Source organism: Photobacterium sp. CCB-ST2H9 (assembly GCF_023151555.2).
Lineage (GTDB): Bacteria > Pseudomonadota > Gammaproteobacteria > Enterobacterales > Vibrionaceae > Photobacterium.
This window is the reverse complement of record NZ_CP100425.1, coordinates 939,022-957,007: the sequence shown is the minus strand read 5'-3', so window position 1 is coordinate 957,007 and position 17,986 is coordinate 939,022. Positions and strand designations below refer to the sequence as shown.

Genomic DNA, 17,986 nt, shown 5'->3' with positions numbered 1-17,986 from the left:
CGACATCTATTCAGTCAGCCGCAGCGAAAAATGCCATTTGATCCGCGTAAGCTGTCAAAAAAGCAGGACGAGAGGTTGCTCGGAAAACGTAGGCCTTACAAGCAGGATAATCCGTCAGCCCGCCGAACCGATCGACCAGTCTCAATACGTCCGCCATGGCAATATCTGCGACAGAAAAATTTGCGGTGAGCCATTCCCGCTTTGCCAGAGCCTCTTCCAGATGACTGAGCCGGGACACGAGAAAATTGTCGAGACTTTTCCGTCCCGGTGTCGTTTCGGTATCCCCCGTAAACATAAAAATGGACCAGGGTAAAACTGCCATCTCGACAGAGTTCAGCGCCGCAAACAGCCAGGACATCACTTCAATGCGACTGCGCGCATCGGCAGGCATCAGTGCCTGACTGCGCTCGCCAAGATAAAGCAGAATTGCCCCGGTTTCGAAGACCGAGATATCTCCGTCAGTCAACCAGGGAACCTGCCCGAAAGGCTGATTCCCAAAATGCTCAGTACTGCGTTCACGGAAGGATGTCCCCCGAACACAATAGGGCAATCCGGCCTCTTCCAGCGCCCAGCGCACCCGAAGATCACGAACATATCCGCGCGGCGTTTCTGGCACCCAATCAAACGTTGTCAGGATCAAGCTGTTCATTTCACGTCTCCTTTGTGCGGGCATTCCTCGAGGGCTAAGCCGAAATACCACTGTCACCCGAATCACAGATGTCACATTGTTATCGTTTTCTCAAGAAATTCATCCACCATCGGCACCAGCCAGTCAATCCGGGTCATGACTTTCATGTGGTCCGTCCCCGGCAGCACAGCAAGTTGTGCGTACCGAAGCAAACGGGATATTTCAACCGCATGTTCAGGACGTATAACATCTGCATCGCCAACAAGAATCAGCGCAGGAACCGTCACGCTGCGAATCGTGTCCTTAGAAATGTCTTTAAATTCAACCATCCGCCCGGCAGCCTTATCGTGAAACATGCGCAGATTCTCCGGATGTGGCGCCACCTGAAGATAGGCATCCTGTAATTCCTGTGGCATGTTTTCGAGCCGGGCATGCTTCATCGCTTCCCAGAGCCATGGGTAAGCGCCGTCGCGCTGAAACAGCGCCGACGCTAGAATAAGCCGGCTCACCCGCTGCGGATGCCGGATCGCCACCTGCATGGCAATGGTACCGCCATTACTGAAACCAAAAAGATCAGCTTTGTCGATGTGCAGGTAATCCAAAAGCGCAGCTGTATCATCGGCAGACTGCTCAAAAGTGAATGGCCGCTCAGCAATGTCTGCCGTACGGCCATATCCCTGTTGCTCAAACGCTATCACCTGCCGTTCGCGCGCGATCAGGGGCAGAATATCGCCAAAAGATGTCTGAATCGTATCTCCGCCACCGTGCAGCAAAACCATTGGCGGTTGTGCCGTATGAGGTGAACCATGAATCTCAAAATACATCTGGAGATCATTAACCGGCGCATAGCCTGTCCGGACGTTGGTCTGATTCGGATTCATCGCAATTGCCTCCTCGGGTTATGCTGCCTGAGTGCGAAAAACAGTGTGATTCATATCCTGTCGTTTTTACGATTCCAGCGGATAAGCTGGATGATCTTTTTGCTCACAGAGCCAGTTGACCCATAATTTTTCATCCGTCCCTTCTTTCAGGCTGACATAATTTCTGGACCGAATGTATTTATCCGAGCTGAACGGTTTGAGCATAGAAATACGAATCGTATGTTCTTCATTGAGAAATTCGTCATCGTCATTGGTGACTGCCATGATGCCAATCCACGCAATACGACTCGGGGCAGGATGAACAATGCCGGATGAGACGACTTGATGGATCTTCACATTCGCACCGGCTCTGTTGTCGTTAATCACGCCAAGGCATCCCAGATGTACATCGCCAGAGAGCAATAGGGTCCGGTATTTACCATGTTGCTGCCGCGCTTTGGTGTTATCCAGCAGTCGCATGATTAACCTGGCACGTTCTCCCTGGTGTTCTTTGGCACGCCAGTGATCTTTGAGATCATCCGTGAGTTCTTCTGACCAGGGCGTCGTGTCAAACACCGATTCCGTGAATGAAAAATCACGATAGATGACCGGTACAGCCGATAAGACGAGCAGATCTCCACCCTGCACAGTCTTCGACAGGTAAGTATTGATATCTGACCATTGTTGTTCGCTCATCACCTGCGTCAGCGTCCGTTCGGCGCGGTTATCCAACGCTAAAATGTGATATCCCCTGAATGTAAAAGCGAATCCATAATGTTCAGCAGACGGGTTTAATAAACTGTGGTTCGCTTTCGTACGCATTTGAAATAATTCAAAGTATCGCCGTGCAACACCAAATATTGCCTGGTAAACATCACATTCATGCAAATCCTTCGGATAACTTCCCCACCCGTCAAAGATATCATGATCATCCCACATCATGACCGAAGGGACTGACGCCAGCATCAGTGACATATCAGGATCCGCCCAGCGCTCCCTGTAAATACGCTCATAAAATCGCTCCAGCTGCCTAAGCATTTCATTAGACGCCGCTTGTGCGACTTTTCTTTTTCGTGACAGTTCTCCCCACTTTTTCAGTGTTGTCACATCGTTCCAGACTGAATCCGCGTAAAGCTGATCTCCGCCCATCAGCAATAATGAATAGGGAATTCTGGCATGAGATTGAGCCATCTCCCGCCACAACCGGTAAGGATCATCGGTCTTATTTCGGAGGTCGAATGTCGAAAAGCCGTTACATGAAGCATAGGCCAGCAATGGTTTTTCATTCTGTCCCGGTACATAAAAAGTCCAGGCATCACGCGCCTGTCCATCCGCCGCAATCTCATTATCCAGCTTCACCTGATAAGTGATTTTTTGGTAAAGCGGTTTGGCAGCGAAGCTCCCTTCTGCTCGCCAAAATTTCCCCCGAGGAGTATCACCGACAGCATTTGCAACGATTTCACCCGCGTCTGTCATCACCTTGACTGAACTTACAGACCTGTCAGTTAATACACAAAAAGTGTAGAGCGATTCAGACTCCAGCCCTAATAAAGGACCAACCAGAATTTTATTTGCCATCTTTATCCTTTCCTTTTGATAAATGTATTATTGACAGGTTTAAAAATGATGATTTATCAATACCGGACGGGTACGTTAAAAGAATCAGATGGCTGCCTCAATATTTTATTTTTAAAATGTGTCTTTCACTTTTCAGCTTTCTGCGGATAAAGCCATTCAGCCTATAACACCGAAATACCAAAGATTTCCCTGAGTACAAAGCCAACCATAAAAGCCAGCACTGCAGCCGTTCCGCCAGTGAAAAGTGTGCTGATTCCTGAGCGGAAAACAGGTTTATCGAACAGTCGGCTCTTTAAAGCGCCAATTGAAAAGAACATCAGTGCAGCGAGACACGCACTGAATGCAAACTGCAGATTCGGTTCCAGTCCCGGAATCATGAATGGAATCAGCGGAACAGAGCCAACAAGGACAAAGGAAGTAAAGGTGGCAATGGCTGCTTTCACCGGATTCCGGTTCGTTTTTTGTACCCCATGTTCTTCAATCAGCATGGTATCAATCCATAACTGCTGATCGGCGCTGATGGTGTCTACTATCTTTTCGAGCGTTTCACCCGTGAAACCTTTATTTTGGAAGATCTGACGAATCTCTTCCCGCTCTCCCTCAGGTATCTTCTGAATGTGTTCCTGCTCAGTATCCCGGATACTCTGAATAAATTCGCCATGCGTCTTAATCGACTCATAATTACTGACCGCCATACTGAAACCATCGGCGATCAGATTGGCAAATCCCAGGACCAGCGCAACCACAGGAGAAAATCCGGCGCCGACGACACCGGACACCACAGCAAAAGTTGTCACACACCCGTCAATACCGCCGAGCACAACGTCCGAAGCAACGTTTTCCTTCGCGGGTCTGCTGAGCTTTTCTCTGATCGCTTCCGGGCGGTGCTCCTCAGAGAGTTTTTCATCACTGTCATGGCGCATATACAGCCCATCTCACTGATTCTGAAATGCCTGACGAAAGCGGACATCAAAAATAAGCCGCGTAAGCAGGTCTCGTAAGCATAGACCAGCGAGCTGACTGGAGTTTATGGATCGTTCTTGCGTGCGCGCAGCTCAAATACCCTGACGATGACATAGGCAATCAGTGCAAAAATAAAGAACACCAGTAACATCCAGGCGATAGATTGCAGCGACTCTATAATCGTCCGGTAAATTTCCAGCACCCAGCGTTCCGTCGTTAACACAGGTGGCGTGAAGTTTTCACTCGGTGCGCGTAAAAATTCTTCCAGGCTGTAAATTCTCACACCACCAGAAATACCCACCACATAAATGGCGAATTTCAGATATTTGGTCCAGGCAAATGCAATATCACTCGCCACCAGCCTTTCTAAAATGACATCAATTGGCTGACTGAACAGTTTCGAGACAATAAAACAAACACAAACAGCAATCACAAAAGTCACGACTAATAATGACAGAAACACCGAATTCTCCTTTTCATGCTGCATCCATATTTTTCAGTCCGTTTATGTTCCGTTACTCACGGCACAGAGGGACTGTCATTCTTCTCCACCTTACTTTTATTCTTATCAGCGTAACTTGATTCAACATGAGGTTGATCTTTCTGCGCAGTTTTTCCTTTTTTTGCTGCTGCTTCAGGTAATTTTACCTGCTCATCCCCAGTCAGAACCAACTGGTCTTGTTTCCCATCATTGATGATGAGTTTTGTGACATTCCCTTCGACTGAGGACAACGCTGAACCTGACACCGTCATAAAAATCGCGGTCAGAAGTAGTCCGATCCCAAGTGTTTGTTTCGATGGATTCTGTTGCATCAGTTTTCCCCTCCCATTTATGTTATGCCGAAATTTTCAGGCGCAGACACGCTACCGCCCCTGACATTTCAGTCACGGATGCCAGATATTTGTGCAGCATTTATAGGTCATGAATTTTTAACATGAGAAATGAGGCAGTCTGTTTTGAGACTTTGCGCGGGGAAGCGACGGGAAAACAAAAGGCAGATAAAAAAACAGCCAGACCTCAGTCTGGCTGTTTGAAAAACTGAAAGGGGGAAGGTATCAGTCTTTGAATTCAGCGAAGTCAGCAGCGCAGTCGAGCAGCTGTTCACGGGTCATCATGAAGACGCCGTGACCGCCATTTTCAAATTCAATCCAGGTGAACGGGATGTGCGGGTATTGCTCTTCCATATGAATCATGGAGTTACCCACTTCGCAGATCAGAATCCCGTCTTCTGCCAGATAATCCGGCGCGTTAGCCAGAATACGGCGAACCAGATCCAGACCATCAAAACCTGCGGCCAGACCCAACTCCGGCTCATGACGGAACTCTTCAGGCAGGCTGTCCATGTCTTCCTGATCCACATAAGGCGGGTTGGAGACAATGATGTCGTACTGATCTTTCGGCACATCACGCAGCAGATCGGAGTGCAGCGGGATCACCTGCTGTTCCAGGCCATGGTCGTGAATGTTCTGCTCTGCCACAGCCAGTGCATCGGTCGAGATGTCGACCAGATCCACTTCCGCTTCCGGGAACGCATACGCACAGGCAATGCCGATACAGCCGCTGCCGGTACACAGATCCATGATGCGGGTTGGCTCACGGGTCAGAAATGGTTCAAAACCATTTTCAATCAGTTCACCAATCGGGGAACGCGGCACCAGCACACGCTCATCCACAAAGAACTCCAGTCCGCAGAACCAGGCGCTGTTGGTGAGATAGGCAACCGGTGTCCGCTCAGTCACACGACGGACCACGCGCTCAACAATGGCACGGCGTTCGCTGCTGGTCAGGCGCGAGAAGCGCGCGTCAGCAGGAATATCAATCGGCAGATGCAGCGTCGGCAGAACCAGCTGCACCGCTTCATCCCAGGCATTGTCTGTGCCATGGCCATAAAACAGGCCCGCATCGTTGAATCGGCTGACGGTCCAACGTAGCATATCCTGCAATGTGTGAAGTTCGTTGACGGCTTCGTCGACAAAAATCTTATCCAAAATAGCCTCCAAATGGCGCTACAATACCGCGATAAAGTAGTTGGAAATTTGATGATGAGTAAAAAAGACCCAGCTCTGGAAGAGGACGACTTCGCGCTCTTTCAGGAAGCAGTTAAGGGCACTAAAAAGCTGTCGAATGATACCATAATCACCCCGCGCCGACAGCGCCCGAAAGCCGATAAGCGCAATGTGAACGTCAAAGACAGCCAAAACCACGAGTTTTACTTCTCGGACGAGTTCGAACCGCACCTCAGCGAGCACGGTCCGATGCAGTATGCCCGTTCCGATGTGTCCAAGTATGAAGTGAAAAAGTTACGCCGCGGTGTCTATGTGCCGGATATTTTTCTGGATATGCACGGGATGACGCAAATGGAAGCAAAACGCGAGCTAGCAGCAATGATCGCCGCTTGTATCAAAGACGGGGTGTCCTGCGCCTGCGTCATGCATGGCATCGGAAAACATATTCTGAAACAGAAAGCACCGCTCTGGCTGGCTCAGCACCCGGATGTGATGGCTTTCCATCAGGCGCCGCTGGAATTTGGCGGTGCCGGTGCGCTGCTGGTGCTGATTGAGATCCCGGAACGCTGACCGTTCCTTGTGCCCGATGAGTGTCAGGCGTTCACGCCTGACGACTCTGAACTGAAGTGCGCTCTAAGCTAACACTTTCAATACACTTCCTGCACCAGGGCACCGACGTTAATCACCTGACCGTCCTGAATCAGGGTCACTTCTCCGGTGTCACAAATCTGCATGCGCACTTTCATCGCACTTTCGTTGTAGTAATGTTCGCAGTTTCCGTTGCGGGCACTGTCGATGCGGGAAAAGATTGTAATGCCACCCGGTGCCATAATGCTTGGCGGGGAAAGGAAAGTTAAGGTACTGCCCGTCTTGGAAATATTCATTTCCTCGCGAACACCATTGGCCCATTTAATAGCCCCGTTGGCCACAATATTCGGCTTCACCATATTGGCTGCACAGGCAGTCAGTCCCAGGCTGCCTAACAGAACGAAAAGTATCTTTTTCATAACCAGTTCATTATCAGTCATTCTTTGAAGATGGATTGTACCTGAACCATCCGGGCAGGACAGTCTGGTCATTGAAAAGTGCGCCCTGCACCCAAGTTAGCGATGATTCGACTGAACGGCCTCAACAGGGTTCTCCTGCCATAACAAGGCGGACGGTTCACCTTCAGAATGAAAGTCGACCGCAGCAATCGAGGACGTCCGGAACATCAGCGGTTGCAGTCCCGGCACCAGTTCTGCACTGAGATAGCCCACCAGCGGCAGGTGCGAAACCACCAGCACAGTTTCCGGTTTTTCCAGTTCAACGACCGCTTTCAGATAATCGGCTACCTGCGCGGCATCACCGTACGGGGTAATATCATCAATCGTCATCAGCGTTTTGGGCACCGGCAACTCTTCTGACATCGCCTGCCAGGTCTGTTGCGCACGCAGGTAAGGGCTGACCCAGACCAGATCCAGCTGACCGTCGAGATGACTGGCCAGTTGCTTCGCCATCTGACGCGAGTAGGACTTCCCTTGTGCGGTCAGGGGCCGCTCCGCATCACTTGGGGCAAAATGCTGTGCTTCGCCGTGACGCATGATAAAAATTCGCATAGTCTCCAATCCGATTGCGCGTTTCTGTGGCTATGCTAGCAAAGGCTGGCACAGACAGGGTAGCCATTTAATCTTAAGCGATACGAAAGCGTGACGGCTGAATCGCTATCGCGATCACAGGATCATTTCCCTGTAACAATTCGACTCGCCAGACAGAATTTGCCAGTGCCATTATTGGGCGTCATAATTAGCCTAATTCCCTGTAAAAATAGGCGCTTCCTGTGTTCAAGAGTCCGAACGATCCCAAAGAGTACCGCTATCTGACCCTGGATAACCAACTCAGGGTGCTGCTGGTCCATGATCAGGCAGCACCGAGGTCGGCAGCGGCACTGTCAGTCGGCATTGGTCATTTCGACGATCCGCTGGATCGTCAGGGTATGGCACACTTTCTGGAACACATGCTGTTTCTCGGCACCGAAAAATACCCCCATCCGGGTGAATTTCAGTCGTTTGTCAACCAGTACGGCGGCAGCAACAATGCCTGGACAGGCACCGAGAACACCACCTACTTTTTCGAAATCGTCCCGCCCGCATTTGCAGCCGGACTGGAACGCTTCGGACAATTTTTTACCGCGCCGCTGTTTAATGCCGATTCGGTCGATAAAGAACGGCAGGCCGTCGACTCCGAATACAAACTGAAGCTGAAAGACGATGTCCGTCGTCTGTATCAGGTGCATAAGGAAACCATTAATCCGGAGCACCCGTTTGCCAAATTTTCCGTGGGGGATCTCAGCACCCTCGAAGACCGCCCGGATTTACCGGTCCGCGACGAGTTAATCGCCTTCTACCAACAGCACTACTCTGCCAATCTGATGGGACTGGTCCTGTTGGGACCCCAGTCACTGGATGAACTTCAGACTTTTGCCGAACAGTTTTTTGGCGCAATTCCGAATGACGGTAAAGAAAAACCGGCCATTGCTGTCCCTCTGGTAACAGACAGGGAGAATGCCCGTTTTATTGCTATTGAACCGATAAAAGAAGTCAGAAAACTGACGCTGTCGTTCTCGCTCCCGGCGATGGAAGTCCACTATCGCAGCAAGCCATTGTCTTATCTGGCCCATTTACTGGGAAATGAAGGCACGGGCAGTCTGATGTCCCTGCTGAAAAGCGAGGGACTGATCAATACCCTGGCTGCCGGTGGCGGTGTCAGCGGCAGTAATTTCCGGGAATTCACGATTGGCCTGAATCTGACCCCGAAAGGGCTGGAGCAGACGGATCACATCGTGACCACCATTTTTCAGTACATCAACCTGATCGCAGCGCAAGGACTGGCCGAGTGGCGCTATCGCGAGAAACGGGCCGTGCTGGAGCAGGCCTTCCGTTATCAGGAAAAAAGCCGTCCGCTGGATACGGTCAGCTATCTGGTGATGAATCTGATGCACTATGCGCCGGAAGATATTGTCTACGGCGATTACATGATGAGTCACTACGACGAGTCACTGCTGAAAGAAGTCCTGTCGATGCTGCGGCCGGATAACATGCGCCTGACACTGGTCGCCAAAGGACAGGAGCATGACCGCGTCGCTAACTGGTATCACACCCCATACTCGGTCCGACCCTTCACGGATGCCCAGTTAAAAGCATGGGCTGAACCGGGTAAGAATCCGGCCCTGACCCTGCCGGAGCCTAATCCGTATCTGTGTGAGCGGCTGGATCCCCACCCGCTGACCCGCCAGCAGGATGAGATTCCGCAGCTGATTCAGGATCTGCCCGGATTTCGCCTGTGGTACAAGCAGGAACATGAATTCCGGGTGCCCAAAGGCCAGGTCTATGTCGCCATTGACAGCCCGCATGCCGTCAGCTCAGTCCGGAACATCGTGAAAACCCGGCTCTGTGTCGAGATGCTGATGGAATCCTGCAATGAAGCTGCTTATCCGGCAGAAGTTGCCGGAATGGCTTATAACCTCTATGCCCATCAGGGCGGGGTCACGTTGCAGTTGTCTGGTTTCAGTGAAAAACAACCGCTGCTGCTGAAATTGCTGCTGGAGAAATTCTCCGGCCGGACTTTCCATCCCGATCGTTTCAACAGTATTAAAGCGCAGATGCTGCGAAACTGGCGTAATGCCGCGGAAGATAAACCGATCTCTCAGTTGTTTAATCAGCTGACCGGGCTGCTGCAGCCCAATAATCCGCCCTATCCGGCCCTGATTCAGGAAATGGAAACCGTCGAAATTTCTGAGCTGCCAACATTTGTGGACGCCATGTTTGCCGAGCTGCATATTGATGCCTTTGTTTACGGCGACTGGCGAAAAGATGATGCTTTGGCGATGGCGGAAGTTCTGAAAGATGCCTTCCGGGTCACCGATCAGCTGTATGGTGAAGCACAACGCCCGCTGGTACATCTGGGGGAATGCGGCACGCTGCGGTTTGAAGTCGACTGCGGCCATGCCGATTCAGCGATCCTGATTTATCATCAGTCCCGCGAACAGTCTCCCCGGGAAATTGCCGTCTATACGCTGGCCAATCACCTGATGTCGACGACCTTCTTCCACGAACTGCGCACCGAACAGCAACTGGGTTATATGGTGGGCACAGCGAACCTGCCACTTAACCGATATCCCGGCCTGTTGCTGTATATTCAGTCTCCGGTTGCCGGACCGCTGCAATTGCTGGAAGCCATCGACGAATTTACCAATGCCTTTGCCCTGGTCCTGCTCGAACTGAACGAAAGCCACTGGCAGGCCAGTAAACAAGGGCTGATTGCACAGCTGTCGGAACCGGACACCAATCTGCGCGCCCGGGCACAGCGATACTGGGTCAGTATCGGTCACAAAGACGAGCATTTCGACCAGCGCCAGAAAATCGCTGCTGAAATGGCGACCTTAACCCGAGCTGAGCTGGTGCGATTTATGGTCGAAGCCATTAAGCCCCGGACAGCGAACCGGCTTATTGCCTACTCCCAGGGTGAAGCACACAGCAACCTGACCCCGCTGGAAGCCGGTGAATCCATCACTTCCGTTTCCGCATTTCAGCAAACGGCCTGCTAATTCTGACCGTTTGTCCTTCCCCTGACATTTCAATATCCTCTGAGTGATTTGCTCAGAGGATATGCCAACATCGCACACCATTGACCTGAAAATTGGAACCGCGGTTACATTTTTATGAATTCCGCTAATTTTTCTTTGGTTTCAGTCGATTAACTAAATTAAGAAATCAAAATATATCCCCCTCTGGCTGGCAGTCTGTGTCAGATAGACACAAGAAGCCATGAGGTCGAATAAGCACTTTTTCTCAGGACAATGTTCAGGAACTGATATGTCACACGCCTGTTCGATCTGCCGTGAAAAAATTACGGCCAAAAATCAGAGTATTCACAGCCGGCTTTTCTGCCGTACCTGTATGCAAGCGATTCATCCCCGCCAGTTTGACGGGATGCTGTACCTGCTGACCGGGATTGCCTTATGCAGCCTGAGTTTCCTGCTCTGGATTGGATTCAACCCTTTAATGGTGGCTGGTTCCGTAATTCTGCTGCTTCATCTGATCAGACCCCGAATTCTGTATCGCCGTTTTCGTCTGAATGCCACCATGCAGCAGGGCTTCAAACACCACAAAACTGTTTAGATTCTGTTTTCCCTGACATTTCCGTCATGTTCCATCTCCCTCTAACGACAAAGGCCTGCAACTGCAGGCCTTTGATTTATGGATTTCTGACGATTTAATCGTAAAAACGCTGGTCGTTCTTTGCCATTTCCAGCAATCGCTCGCAAGGACGGAAACGATCACCGTACTTGTCTACATGCTCATTCAGCAACTCAACAACACGCTTCGCACCCAGCTGGTCCATGTAACGGAACGGTCCTCCCTGGAACGGCGGGAAACCAATCCCAAAGATCGCACCGATATCACCGTCACGGGCACTGTGGACCACGCCTTCGTCCAGACAGCGGGCCGCTTCATTCAGCATCATCAGCGTACAGCGAATTGCAATATCATGACCGCTGGCTTTTCGTGCCGGATTCAGATTCAGCAGCTTATAAATGCTCTTGTCGACGCCTTTCTTCTTCCCGTTATACAGATAGAAACCTTTGCCTGACTTCCGGCCCTTCCGGCCGTCTTTCAGCAGAATGTCAAACACATCCGGGCTCTTGAACCGATCTCCCAGCTCTTTTTCCAGAATCGGGCTGATCTTGGCGCCGACATCAACACCGACTTCATCCAGCAGCGTAATCGGGCCGACCGGGAAGCCAAAGTCGAGCAGCGCACTGTCAATGTGCTCAACCGGTTCGCCACTCAGCAGTGCCAGTGCTGCTTCATTCATGTAAGGGGCCAGAATTCGGTTCACGTAGAAACCGGCTTTGTCTGCCACCACAATCGGTGTTTTGCCTTGTTTCTTCGCCAGTTTCACAACCGTCGCGACCGTTTCCGGTGATGTTCCCTCATGCGGAATTACTTCCACCAGTGGCATTTTCTCCACCGGGCTGAAGTAATGCAGACCAACGACCCGTTCCGGACGCTCAGCCACAGACGCAATCTGGTGGATCGGCAGCGATGACGTGTTGGTGGCAAAGATGGTGTCCGGCTTGGCATTCGCCTCCACCTCTTTCACCATCTGGTGTTTCAGGCTGAGATCTTCAAACACGGCCTCAATCACCACATCAACCTTGTCAAAGCCCTGATAATCGACACCACCGTTGATCAGCAGCATCTGCTTTTGCAGCTCGGCTTTACTGATCATCTTACGCTTGCGTTTCTTCTCCAGCAGCTTGTAGTTATAGGCCAGAGCATTCAGGATCCCGTCATTCGAGATATCCTTCACTTTGACCGGCAAACCGGCTTTGGTCGCTGACACATGGCTGATACCGCCGCCCATCAGGCCGCCGCCCAGCACAGCGACGCGTTTCGCGTTCACAGGCTGAACATCTTCACGCACACCGGTTTCTTTCTTCATCGCCGTTGTCGCAAAGAAAATACTGCGCAGTGCTGCCGACTCCGGGCTCATCACCAGGTCACCAAAGCGGCGTGCTTCTTCTTTCAGCCCCTTCGCCATGCCGTGCTGAAGGCCATATTTAATGACATCCAGAATTGCATCCACGGCCGGATAATTACCGCGGGTTTTCTCTCGGGTTTTCTTACGAGCCTGATCAAACACCAGAGACCGTCCGACCGGGTTGCCACCCATCGCCCAGTCCTGGAAACTGTGCTTGCGGGTCGGTTTTCCTTTCAGGGCCAGTGTTTCAGCCACTTTCAGCAAAATGCTTTCCGGAACGCACTCATCCACCACGCCCAGCTTGTTCGCTTTTTTCGCACGAAGCTGCTTACCGGTCAGGATCAGATCCAGCGAATTCGCAACGCCAATCAGACGCGGCAGAAGCTGAGTACCGCCGGAACCCGGCAGCAGACCCAGCTGAACTTCCGGCAGACCCAGCTTCGTCGCACCGGCATCGGTACATACCCGGCTGTGACACGCCAGCGCCAGCTCCAGACCACCACCCAGACAAGGGCCGTGAATCGCCGCGACAACATGAAAGGGTAAGTCTTCAATACGCTGGAACATTTGCTGCCCCTGCGTTGCCAGCTGCTCAGCTTCTTTTGCCGTCGTACAGGCCGCCAGCATACGAATATCAGCACCAGCCACAAAGTTATCCGGCTTGCCAGAGTGCACAACCAGACCTTTAATCTCTGATTTTTTGCTTTCCAGCTCATCCAACACAGCACCGACCTGCTCGGCAAACGCCGCCTGCAGGGTATTCATTTTTTCACCCGGGACATCTATCGTCAGCCAGGCAATCCCGTTGTCGCCATAGCTCAGACGAAAGGCAGATACAGGGACTTCCGGTGCGTTCTGTTCTTGTTCAGTCATGGTTACATCCGTCATTATTCAGCCTCCAGGATCATTGCTGCACCCAGACCACCAGCCGCACAGGCGGTGTTCAAAGCCAGACCGCCGCCACGACGCTGCAGCTCACGCAGAGTTTGGGTGATCATCCGGGCACCAGTGGCCGCAAACGGGTGACCATAGGCAATTGAACCGCCCAGGACATTGAATCTGTCCATGTCGATTTCACCAATCGCTTCGCTGCGACCCAGTTTCTCCTGGGCAAACTTCTTCGAGGCAAACATCTTCACATTGGCCAGGGTTTGTGCCGCAAACGCTTCATGCATGTCGATCAGCGTCAGATCTGAGAGCGTCAGTCCTGCGCGGTCCAGAGCCAGTGGCGTTGCATAGGACGGCCCCATCAGCATGTCCTGCTCTACGCCAATTGCCGAAAACGCATAAGAGCGGATATAACCCAACGGTTTCAGACCCAGCTCTTTCGCCCGGCCTTCACGCATCAGCAGAATGGCTGCTGCGCCGTCAGTCAGCGGCGTACTGTTCGCTGCGGTTACGGAACCGAACTTACGGTCGAAAGCCGGACGGAGTTTGGCATAGCCTTCCACCGTCGAGTCTTCCCGGATGTTGTTGTCCTGATTAATCCACTGACGATAGGGTTCAGGGAAAGCTGTAATGACTTCATCCTGAATCAGGCCATCACGCCATGCCTGAGCGGCCAGTGTATGTGAACGGTGCGCCAGCGCATCCTGCGCCTCACGGCTGATACCGTGGGTTTTCGCCATTTGCTCTGCCGTCTGGCCCATGCTCAGACCCGTCGAATATTCGGCAACTGCAGGCGGCACCGGCATCAAATCTTTGAGACTGAGCTTACTCAGCAGTCCCATTTTTTTACCCATGGTCTTTGCTTTGCTCAGCGCCAGCAAAGTCGCGGCCAGCTTTTTAGACACGCCGATTGGCAGGACCGAAGAAGAATCTGCACCACCCGCAATGCCGATATCAATGGTGCCCGACAGAATACTTTCAGCCACGTTGGCGGCCGCCTGGAAGCTGGTTGCACAGGCACGGGTCACACTGTAGGCATCTGTGTGAATGTTCATCCCGGTACCCAGCACAATTTCACGGGCAATATTCGGTGCTTCCGGCATTTGAACGACCTGGCCAAAGACCACCTGCTCAATCAATGCCGGGTCAAAGTCAATTTTTTGCAGCATTTCATTGACCACCATTTTGCCCATATCCAGCGCGGGTACACCATTAAAGGCAGTCGCCTGGCGGGCAAAAGGGGTACGCAATCCTGTAACGACAGCAATGCGCTCACCCTGTTGGGTAGTGAGATTCTGGCGACGTGTCATCGCGACTCCTTATCATTATGTAAGACAAACCAGAGGTCAGACCACACCGATTGTAACGGTATTGTTATTTAATTCAAATTAATGTTTGAAAAGTTGAGAGGCGTCAAAAACAATCAAAAATAAAGGAGATTCAGGGAGACATAAAAAAAAACCACACCGCTATGGTATGGTTATTAAACTCACAATGTCAGCCGTTTGTGCAAGACTCAATAAAAGTGCGAAGAGTAAATGCCAGTATTCCCAATTGATACACCAGCTAACCCCGTTCGCAAGTAGTTGAAGGGTATACTCAGTCCGTAAAGGACGTTACCGATAAACCATCCGATAACGGAATCACTATAACTGAAGCAGGCTGTCAGATATTGAGGAAAATCAATAACACAACAAAGAGTGACTTGAATCCTCCCCACTTTCAGCGACAAAGAGTCCGCATGGCTTAAGGGTTACGGATAGGCAACATCATGATGAAGCAATTTTTTCGTAAGAAAAATGCAGATGCCTCGGTCTCTGTAGACATGAATAAACAAAAACGTTACGAAGCCCTGGTCAGGGCCTGGCACAAAGACCTTTACAGGTATGCCTACTGGTTATGCCACGACCCTCATATTGCCGAAGATCTGGTCCAGGAAACTTGTCTGCGCGCATGGCGATCACTGGATAGTCTGAATGACGACAGTGCGGCCAAGGCATGGCTGATTACGATTCTCCGACGGGAAAATGCCCGGCGGTTCGAACGTAAACAGCTTGATCTAGTCGACATTGACGATCATGCGATACCGGCTCAGGACACCGACACGAGCAGTTATGGCGACTCCGAGATGAGCCAGCTGCAGCATCTAATTCAACAACTGTCGCCGGAATATCGCGAGCCTTTGGTTTTACAGGTGATGGCTGGATTCAACGGCGATGAAATTGCTAGTATCCTTGGCCTGAACAGAAATACCGTGATGACCCGGCTGTTCAGAGCAAGAAATCAATTGAAAGATTCTTTAGAGAAACAAACAGAGCGGAGGGGACAACATAATGGACGATCTTGAATTTCGTCGCAGAATTCTGGCTGACCCCAGTGACAACAGCCCGGAAATGTGCGCGGCGAAAAATTCGTCGATTGCCAACCGCAAGCTCCATGACGAGTTACAGCAGCTCGATTCAAAGCTCGCCGCAGCGATGAAAGTTGATGTGCCGGAAGATCTGGCTGATCGCATTCTGTTTCGTCAGTCTGGTCAAGGTTATCAGGCCGAGAAAAAAGTTCGCCGGCATCTGGCGATTGCCGCTTCAGTTGCTTTCCTGTGTGGTCTGTTCATTGGCCAGTTCAGTGACCGTATCATGCCGGCCTCATCGCCTGATATCGGACAGATTGCCCTGAAGCATATTTACAATGAAGCCCCCTTTGTCGATCAGATTGATGAAGGCGTTTCTCTGAAACAGGTCAATGCCAAACTGAAACCTTTCGGTCCGAAATTCAGCACATTGCCTTCTCATGTCTATTACCTGAATCACTGTGGCTTTGATGGTGGTGATGCACTGCACATGGTGATGGAAGGTCAAAGTGGTAAAGTCACCGTTTTTGTCGTACCGAAACCCAGCCGGGCCATGGAAAACTTTGAAGACAAAAACATGCGGGGTGTCGTGATTCCTTCGCAGGAAGCCAGTTTAATTGTGGTTGGGAATAAAGGTGAAAACGTGATGCCCATTGCAGAGAAACTCAAAGGTGCCCTGCACTGGACCAATATCTGATCCCACCATCTCTGAATCTGTGGCGGCTGTTTTCTGCAGCCGCCGCAAAAAATGCCTATCTTTTCATCAAACAGTCAGATTCAACATTGATAAAACAATGACTTAAATACTGGTCTGATTTGATGTTTTTTTACCTGCTCCTAGAATCGGCTGCTTGCTGAGACAACCATGTCTCAGCCGATAAAAAGATCAGGATAAAAATAAATGTACAAGAAGCGTCTGTTTACAAAAACCATGATGGCAACCGCCATCGCTTTGGCTTCTCAGCAGTCATTTGCTGCTGGCTTTCAACTGAACTCACAATCTGCAACCGGACTTGGCCGTGCTTTTGCCGGTGATGCCGTCATTGCCGATAATGCATCGGTGATGTCCCGTAACGCTGCGGCAATGACCCTGTTCAATGCGCCAGCAATCTCTCTCGGCCTGAATGTTATTGATACCGACATTAAGGTAAAAAACGCAAACTACGCACTGACAAATCCACTCACGAGCTCAGTGACCAGTGCTCGTCTCGATGATGAGCAAATCGGTGGCACCTCCTATGTCCCGAACCTGTATTATGTTCATCCGGTGAATGACAAACTGGCACTGGGTGTGGGCATCTACTCCAACTTCGGCACCAAAACTGAGTTCAGCAGCAGCTATGCAGCAAACGAATTCGGCGGTCTGACCGATGTGAAGAGCCTGAACCTGACCCTAAATGCGGCATACCGCCTGAACCCTCAGTGGAGCATTGGTGGTGGTCTGGACATCATCTACGGTCAGGGCGAACTGCAGCGTTCAAACCAGACTATCGAGGCAGTTCTTGAGAAAACCAAGGGTACCAAAGGCCCGCTGGTTGACGTAGATGTCGACGGTACGGCGGTTGGTTTCAACCTGGGTACTGTTTATGAGCTGAACGATGCCAACCGTTTCGGTCTGTCCTATCACTACAGCCCGGAGCTGGAAGCTGAAGGCGATATCTATGCCCAGCAAGCTGGCGGTAAACTGAGTGGCCAGAAACTGCTGATGCCACTGCCGGATATGGCTGAGTTCTCTGGTTTCCACCAGCTGAACAGCCAGTTTGCAGTTCACTATAGTGTTCAGTGGATTGAGTGGAGCACCTTTGATGTACTGAAAACCAACAAAGGCGTCGTCCTGAATGAATACCAGTGGAAAGATGGCTGGCACTACGCGGTTGGCGGTACCTACACCCTGAATTCAGACTGGACCCTGCGTGCAGGTTACATGTACGACACCAGTGCACAAGACAAGAAAACCTCAATTTCTGTCCCTGATTCAGACCGTCAGTGGTTCTCAGGCGGCTTCAGCTACAACCTGGACCGCAAGTCAACGCTGGACTTCGGTCTGACTTATCTGATGGGTAAAAACGTCCAGGCGACTGAAAACACCTCGCTTTCTCAAGTTTCAGCAACTACCCGTGCTGATGCCCTGCTGTACGGTGTACAGTACAGCAGATCTTTCTAAAAACAGAAAGACGACTGCAGAAA

The 17,986-nt window shown here is 51.1% G+C and carries 17 protein-coding genes; 6 read left to right on the top strand and 11 right to left on the bottom strand.

The genetic code is table 11. The annotated features are described in order from the left end of the window. Positions 1–10 precede the first annotated feature (10 nt). The 7 genes from L4174_RS04650 to prmB all read right to left on the bottom strand — a co-directional run bounded on the left by L4174_RS04650 (position 11) and on the right by prmB (position 6,018). On the bottom strand, positions 11–649 hold the full coding sequence (locus L4174_RS04650) for a glutathione S-transferase family protein (protein WP_248143679.1): 639 nt from the start codon (positions 647–649) through the stop codon (positions 11–13). A gap of 71 nt (positions 650–720) precedes the next feature. Next, complete coding sequence (locus L4174_RS04645; protein ID WP_248143678.1) at positions 721–1,509, bottom strand: alpha/beta fold hydrolase; 789 nt, start codon at positions 1,507–1,509, stop codon at positions 721–723. 66 nt (positions 1,510–1,575) lie between these two features. Continuing rightward, positions 1,576–3,066 carry an alkaline phosphatase D family protein gene (locus L4174_RS04640; protein WP_248143677.1) on the bottom strand — a complete coding sequence of 497 codons (1,491 nt, stop codon included), beginning with the start codon at positions 3,064–3,066 and terminating at the stop codon, positions 1,576–1,578. Between the two features lie 161 nt (positions 3,067–3,227). After that, positions 3,228–3,989 carry a VIT1/CCC1 transporter family protein gene (locus L4174_RS04635; RefSeq protein ID WP_248143676.1) on the bottom strand — a complete coding sequence of 254 codons (762 nt, stop codon included), beginning with the start codon at positions 3,987–3,989 and terminating at the stop codon, positions 3,228–3,230. 104 nt (positions 3,990–4,093) lie between these two features. Further along, positions 4,094–4,492: a hypothetical protein gene (locus L4174_RS04630; RefSeq protein WP_248143675.1), complete on the bottom strand. Its 399-nt coding sequence runs from the start codon at positions 4,490–4,492 to the stop codon at positions 4,094–4,096. Positions 4,493–4,548: 56 nt separating this feature from the next. Then, on the bottom strand, positions 4,549–4,842 hold the full coding sequence (locus tag L4174_RS04625; protein ID WP_248143674.1) for a hypothetical protein: 294 nt from the start codon (positions 4,840–4,842) through the stop codon (positions 4,549–4,551). Between the two features lie 243 nt (positions 4,843–5,085). Next, entirely contained in the window at positions 5,086–6,018 is a 933-nt protein-coding gene (prmB, locus tag L4174_RS04620) for a 50S ribosomal protein L3 N(5)-glutamine methyltransferase (RefSeq protein ID WP_248143672.1), read from the bottom strand. A 54-nt stretch (positions 6,019–6,072) separates the two neighbouring features. On the opposite strand from prmB, the gene smrB reads away from it, so the two are divergent. After that, a complete protein-coding gene (smrB, locus tag L4174_RS04615) occupies positions 6,073–6,606 on the top strand; it encodes an endonuclease SmrB (RefSeq protein WP_248143841.1) in 534 nt (177 codons plus the stop codon). Positions 6,607–6,683: 77 nt separating this feature from the next. Here smrB and L4174_RS04610 read toward each other — a convergent pair whose 3' ends face one another. Together L4174_RS04610 and sixA are read right to left on the bottom strand one after the other, a co-directional pair. Further along, the gene (locus L4174_RS04610) at positions 6,684–7,043 is read right to left on the bottom strand and encodes a hypothetical protein (protein ID WP_248143670.1); all 360 of its coding nucleotides are present in this window, start codon (positions 7,041–7,043) and stop codon (positions 6,684–6,686) included. A 96-nt stretch (positions 7,044–7,139) separates the two neighbouring features. Then, entirely contained in the window at positions 7,140–7,634 is a 495-nt protein-coding gene (gene sixA / locus L4174_RS04605; RefSeq protein ID WP_248143669.1) for a phosphohistidine phosphatase SixA, read from the bottom strand. Positions 7,635–7,855: 221 nt separating this feature from the next. On the opposite strand from sixA, the gene L4174_RS04600 reads away from it, so the two are divergent. Further along, positions 7,856–10,621 (top strand): insulinase family protein, encoded by a 2,766-nt coding sequence (locus L4174_RS04600; RefSeq protein WP_248143668.1) that lies wholly within the window; start codon positions 7,856–7,858, stop codon positions 10,619–10,621. Between the two features lie 268 nt (positions 10,622–10,889). Further along, positions 10,890–11,195, top strand: coding sequence for a hypothetical protein (locus tag L4174_RS04595; RefSeq protein ID WP_036748566.1), 306 nt, complete (start codon positions 10,890–10,892; stop codon positions 11,193–11,195). A 94-nt stretch (positions 11,196–11,289) separates the two neighbouring features. Here L4174_RS04595 and fadJ read toward each other — a convergent pair whose 3' ends face one another. After that, positions 11,290–13,434 (bottom strand): fatty acid oxidation complex subunit alpha FadJ, encoded by a 2,145-nt coding sequence (gene fadJ / locus L4174_RS04590; RefSeq protein ID WP_248143667.1) that lies wholly within the window; start codon positions 13,432–13,434, stop codon positions 11,290–11,292. Positions 13,435–13,448: 14 nt separating this feature from the next. Beyond that, positions 13,449–14,759: an acetyl-CoA C-acyltransferase FadI gene (gene fadI / locus L4174_RS04585; RefSeq protein ID WP_248143666.1), complete on the bottom strand. Its 1,311-nt coding sequence runs from the start codon at positions 14,757–14,759 to the stop codon at positions 13,449–13,451. Between the two features lie 461 nt (positions 14,760–15,220). Here fadI and L4174_RS04580 point away from each other — a divergent pair, with 461 nt between their 5' ends. The 3 genes from L4174_RS04580 (at position 15,221) to L4174_RS04570 (ending at position 17,963) form a co-directional block, all read left to right on the top strand. Then, positions 15,221–15,796, top strand: a complete 576-nt coding sequence (locus L4174_RS04580) for a sigma-70 family RNA polymerase sigma factor (protein ID WP_248143665.1) — start codon at positions 15,221–15,223, stop codon at positions 15,794–15,796. Beyond that, positions 15,783–16,496: a DUF3379 domain-containing protein gene (locus tag L4174_RS04575; RefSeq protein WP_248143663.1), complete on the top strand. Its 714-nt coding sequence runs from the start codon at positions 15,783–15,785 to the stop codon at positions 16,494–16,496. The genes L4174_RS04580 and L4174_RS04575 overlap by 14 nt, the downstream gene beginning before the upstream one ends. A 204-nt stretch (positions 16,497–16,700) precedes the next feature. Further along, positions 16,701–17,963, top strand: a complete 1,263-nt coding sequence (locus tag L4174_RS04570) for an outer membrane protein transport protein (protein ID WP_248143661.1) — start codon at positions 16,701–16,703, stop codon at positions 17,961–17,963. The last annotated feature ends 23 nt before the right edge of the window (positions 17,964–17,986 follow it).

Excerpts from the sequence above, each read along its gene's own strand:
- L4174_RS04650 (WP_248143679.1), bottom strand. The coding sequence starts at position 649 with ATGAACAGCTTGATCCTGACAACGTTTGATTGGGTGCCAGAAACGCCG.
- L4174_RS04645 (WP_248143678.1), bottom strand. The coding sequence starts at position 1,509 with ATGAATCCGAATCAGACCAACGTCCGGACAGGCTATGCGCCGGTTAAT.
- L4174_RS04640 (WP_248143677.1), bottom strand. The coding sequence starts at position 3,066 with ATGGCAAATAAAATTCTGGTTGGTCCTTTATTAGGGCTGGAGTCTGAA.
- L4174_RS04635 (WP_248143676.1), bottom strand. The coding sequence starts at position 3,989 with ATGCGCCATGACAGTGATGAAAAACTCTCTGAGGAGCACCGCCCGGAA.
- L4174_RS04625 (WP_248143674.1), bottom strand. The coding sequence starts at position 4,842 with ATGCAACAGAATCCATCGAAACAAACACTTGGGATCGGACTACTTCTG.
- smrB (WP_248143841.1), top strand. The coding sequence starts at position 6,073 with ATGAGTAAAAAAGACCCAGCTCTGGAAGAGGACGACTTCGCGCTCTTT.
- L4174_RS04610 (WP_248143670.1), bottom strand. The coding sequence starts at position 7,043 with ATGAAAAAGATACTTTTCGTTCTGTTAGGCAGCCTGGGACTGACTGCC.
- sixA (WP_248143669.1), bottom strand. The coding sequence starts at position 7,634 with ATGCGAATTTTTATCATGCGTCACGGCGAAGCACAGCATTTTGCCCCA.
- L4174_RS04595 (WP_036748566.1), top strand. The coding sequence starts at position 10,890 with ATGTCACACGCCTGTTCGATCTGCCGTGAAAAAATTACGGCCAAAAAT.
- fadJ (WP_248143667.1), bottom strand. The coding sequence starts at position 13,434 with ATGACTGAACAAGAACAGAACGCACCGGAAGTCCCTGTATCTGCCTTT.
- fadI (WP_248143666.1), bottom strand. The coding sequence starts at position 14,759 with ATGACACGTCGCCAGAATCTCACTACCCAACAGGGTGAGCGCATTGCT.
- L4174_RS04580 (WP_248143665.1), top strand. The coding sequence starts at position 15,221 with ATGATGAAGCAATTTTTTCGTAAGAAAAATGCAGATGCCTCGGTCTCT.
- L4174_RS04575 (WP_248143663.1), top strand. The coding sequence starts at position 15,783 with ATGGACGATCTTGAATTTCGTCGCAGAATTCTGGCTGACCCCAGTGAC.
- L4174_RS04570 (WP_248143661.1), top strand. The coding sequence starts at position 16,701 with ATGTACAAGAAGCGTCTGTTTACAAAAACCATGATGGCAACCGCCATC.